The 3537-nt window shown below is 44.8% G+C and carries 4 protein-coding genes and 3 pseudogenes; 4 read left to right on the top strand and 3 right to left on the bottom strand.

What is annotated here, in order from left to right; genetic code table 11:
- A partial coding sequence (locus BHE85_RS12230) for an IS1 family transposase (RefSeq protein WP_047664789.1) occupies window positions 1-165 on the bottom strand: 165 nt, incomplete at its 3' end.
- A gap of 51 nt (window positions 166-216) precedes the next feature.
- On the opposite strand from BHE85_RS12230, the pseudogene BHE85_RS12225 reads away from it, so the two are divergent.
- Window positions 217-726, top strand: a pseudogene (locus BHE85_RS12225) (DNA-binding protein); the annotation flags it as partial.
- A 71-nt stretch (window positions 727-797) separates the two neighbouring features.
- On the opposite strand, the gene argF reads toward BHE85_RS12225, so the two are convergent.
- Window positions 798-1802 carry an ornithine carbamoyltransferase gene (gene argF / locus BHE85_RS12220; protein ID WP_000012900.1) on the bottom strand — a complete coding sequence of 335 codons (1005 nt, stop codon included), beginning with the start codon at window positions 1800-1802 and terminating at the stop codon, window positions 798-800.
- A gap of 161 nt (window positions 1803-1963) precedes the next feature.
- On the opposite strand from argF, the gene rraB reads away from it, so the two are divergent.
- Window positions 1964-2380: a ribonuclease E inhibitor RraB gene (rraB, locus tag BHE85_RS12215; protein ID WP_000002953.1), complete on the top strand. Its 417-nt coding sequence runs from the start codon at window positions 1964-1966 to the stop codon at window positions 2378-2380.
- A gap of 45 nt (window positions 2381-2425) precedes the next feature.
- Here the strand turns inward: rraB and BHE85_RS12210 are convergent.
- Window positions 2426-2928 (bottom strand): annotated as a pseudogene (locus BHE85_RS12210) (GNAT family N-acetyltransferase).
- Between the two features lie 192 nt (window positions 2929-3120).
- On the opposite strand from BHE85_RS12210, the pseudogene BHE85_RS12205 reads away from it, so the two are divergent.
- Together BHE85_RS12205 and BHE85_RS12200 are read left to right on the top strand one after the other, a co-directional pair.
- Window positions 3121-3318: pseudogene (locus BHE85_RS12205) on the top strand (DUF898 family protein); the annotation flags it as partial.
- Window positions 3319-3372: 54 nt separating this feature from the next.
- On the top strand, window positions 3373-3537 hold a 165-nt coding region (locus BHE85_RS12200), incomplete at its 3' end, for an IS1 family transposase (RefSeq protein ID WP_047664789.1).

The following is a 3537-nucleotide window of genomic DNA, read 5'->3' as shown; positions in this document are numbered from 1 at the left end:
TTTCTGGTGCGTACCGGGCTGAGAGGCGGTGTAAGTGAACTGTAGTTGCCATGTTTTACGGCAATGAGAGCAGAGATAGCGCTGATGTCCGGCAGTGCTTTTGCCGTTACGCACCACGCCTTCAGTAGCGGAGCAGGAAGGACATCTGATGGAAATGGAAGCCACGCAAGCACCTTAAAATCACCATCATACACTAAATCAGTAAGTTGGCAGCATTACCAAAATAGCCGTAAATTACAGGAATTGATTTGGGATAAGTTGGTTGCATATGTCAATGATTTTAACTTAAGCAATCAAGAAAAATCACGCTTAATACTAAGGTTATTTGATGATGTTAAGTTGCTATTTAATGAAGTGCCTGTCAGCATTTTAGTAAATGATATTTTTTTGAAGGATTTTTTCATGAAGCAACCTGATTTTGCGAAGTGGTACTTCTATCAATTACTTAAGAAGTATGAGGGCGAACAGCTGTATCTTAATGAGTTAGGATATGTTTATGGTAATGAAGAAAAAACAAATGAAATTGTAAATAACAATCCGGGTTATGTCGTTGAGATTTTTGAAGAAAAGATGGGTAATGAATTAAAAATTAGAACAAGAATGATGGAAATCCTCCGGGATGGGAAAATAAATATATGTGAATATATTAATAAAGAACAGTTAGAAAAATTAAATCCTCCGGAAGATTTACGTATAGCAATAAAAAAATTGGGGTGGAATAATTGAACTATTACTGCATAAAATAATGTGATGCCGGGATGTTTTTGTATTTCCCGGCATCTTTATTGCGATATCAATTATTTACTGAGCGTCGCGACCATCACCGCTTTGATGGTATGCATGCGGTTTTCCGCCTGATCAAAAACAATGCTGGCGGCAGATTCGAAGACCTCATCAGTCACTTCCATTCCGCCATGTAGGCCAAACTCTTCCGCCATTTTCTTACCAAGCGTCGTCTGGTCGTCATGAAACGCGGGCAGGCAGTGGAGGAATTTGACCTCCGGGTTACCGGTCAACTGCATCATCTTGCTGTTCACCTGATAATCACGCAGTAATGCAATCCGTTCTGCCCATTTCTCTTTTGCTTCCCCCATCGACACCCATACATCGGTATAGATAAAGTCAGCACCTTCAACTCCTTTGGCTACATCTTCCGTCAGCGTAATATTCCCGCCATTTTGCTGTGCCAGGGCGCGGCATTCCGTAACCAGCGCAGCTTCCGGCCAGCATGCCTGTGGCGCGACCAGACGCAAATCCAGACCGGTAAGCGCCGCAGCTTCGAGCATCGAATTGCCCATGTTGTTACGTGCGTCACCTGCATAGACCAGCGTCATTTCGTTGAATGCTTTACCGGGTAAATGCTCCTGCATGGTGAGGAGATCCGCCAGCAACTGCGTGGGGTGAAACTCATTGGTCAGGCCGTTCCATACCGGCACGCCAGCGTATTCCGCCAGTGTTTCGGCAATCTCCTGACCATAGCCGCGATACTGAATACCGTCATACATGCGACCCAGCACGCGGGCAGTGTCTTTAATCGACTCTTTATGACCAATCTGACTGCCGCTTGGGCCGAGATAAGTAACGCGAGCACCCTGGTCATATGCGGCAACTTCGAAAGAGCATCGGGTACGGGTCGAGTCTTTTTCGAAGATGAGCGCGATGTTTTTACCAGTGAGTTTGGCTTCTTCTTTGCCGCTTTTCTTATCGGCTTTCAGCTTCGCGGCTAACTGCAGCAGGCTGTTGAGTTCAGCTGGCGTGAAATCGAGTAATTTCAGGAAATGCTTATGATAAAACCCGGACATAGATCCCTCCTGTGGCTAACGCCTCAATGAATTAAAATTCAATTTATATGGATGATTATTCATTTGCAAGTCTAAAGCATAAATCTTTGTCACAAAGGTGGAGGCAATGTCAGTGGTATGTGACAATAAGAGTATCGGCAGGACATTAAGAGGAATGAGCCATGGCAAACCCGGAACAACTGGAAGAACAGCGTGAAGAAACTCGTTTGATTATTGAAGAATTACTGGAAGATGGCAGCGATCCGGACGCGCTGTACACCATCGAACACCATCTTTCCGCAGACGATCTGGAAACCCTGGAAAAAGCAGCAGTTGAAGCGTTTAAACTCGGTTACGAAGTGACCGATCCAGAAGAGCTGGAAGTTGAAGATGGTGATATCGTGATTTGCTGCGACATCCTCAGCGAGTGCGCGTTGAATGCCGATCTGATCGATGCCCAGGTTGAACAACTGATGACATTGGCGGAGAAATTTGACGTTGAGTACGACGGTTGGGGCACTTATTTTGAAGATCCTAATGGCGAAGACGGCGACGATGAAGATTTTGTCGATGAAGACGATGACGGGGTTCGCCACTAATTAATTGATTAAAATGCCCGATAGCACACACTAGCGGGCATTTTTTTAGAGTTCGCGCAACATCCGCACTTCACAATCAACATGGCCCGTGCAGCCAAGTGCATAGTCGATATGCTCAAAGCCCAAATGCTCATAAAGCGCAATGGCTTCCTTTAAAAAGCGGTCGTTTCCAGATAGCAGCGTTTGAAGCCCATCTCTCGTGCCTGCTCCATCACCATTAAGGCCAGTTTTTTCGCCAGCCCTTTACCGCGAATAGCCGGAAGAAAATACATCTTTTGCAGTTCGCAAATGTCCGATTCACTACCTGCTAATGGCGCAATCCCACCGCCGCCGACCACTTCACCCTCGTACTCAACCACCCAATATGCATGACCCGGCTGACTATACACTTGATACAGTTCGTCAAGATTCGGATCGGCGACGGTGTAGCCTTTATCAGCGGTAAGACCGTATTCGGCGGATACCTGACGAATGACGCGGGCAATAGCAGGATTATCCTGTAGCGTCAGGCGACGCATTACAGGTGATTGCGGCGCAATGTTATTCATAGTTTAACCCAATAAAAATAAAGTAATTATACATTTGTTTAATACCACTCTCTTCTTACGTGCGCAAGCATCTTATAAAGCAATAAAGTTTTTGCCAGCCTATTACTGATAAGAGTATTGTAACGTGGCAGAACATTTTACTGTCTGTATATATAAATTATATCAATGGATTTTTTAATTCAGGGAATTTTTATGGCTCAAGTTATTAATGAAATGGATGTTCCGTCCCATTCGTTTGTTTTTCATGGTACAGGTGAGAGATATTTTCTTATTTGTGTGGTGAATGTGTTGTTAACGATTATAACGCTAGGTATCTATTTACCATGGGCATTAATGAAATGTAAGCGTTATCTCTATGCTAATATGGAAGTTAACGGACAACGATTTTCGGTAATGCTGCCAACTTACTGATTTAGTGTATGATGGTGATTTTAAGGTGCTTGCGTGGCTTCCATTTCCATCAGATGTCCTTCCTGCTCCGCTACTGAAGGCGTGGTGCGTAACGGCAAAAGCACTGCCGGACATCAGCGCTATCTCTGCTCTCATTGCCGTAAAACATGGCAACTACAGTTCACTTACACCGCCTCTCAGCCCGGTACGCACCAGAAA

The organism is Shigella sp. FC1567 (assembly GCF_001743015.1).
Lineage (GTDB): Bacteria > Pseudomonadota > Gammaproteobacteria > Enterobacterales > Enterobacteriaceae > Escherichia > Escherichia coli.
This window is presented reverse-complemented; position numbering and strand designations above follow the sequence as displayed.

Bases quoted from the DNA above. Each gene is read 5' to 3' on its own strand.
- rraB (WP_000002953.1), top strand. From the start codon at position 1,964: ATGGCAAACCCGGAACAACTGGAAGAACAGCGTGAAGAAACTCGTTTG.
- argF (WP_000012900.1), bottom strand. From the start codon at position 1,802: ATGTCCGGGTTTTATCATAAGCATTTCCTGAAATTACTCGATTTCACG.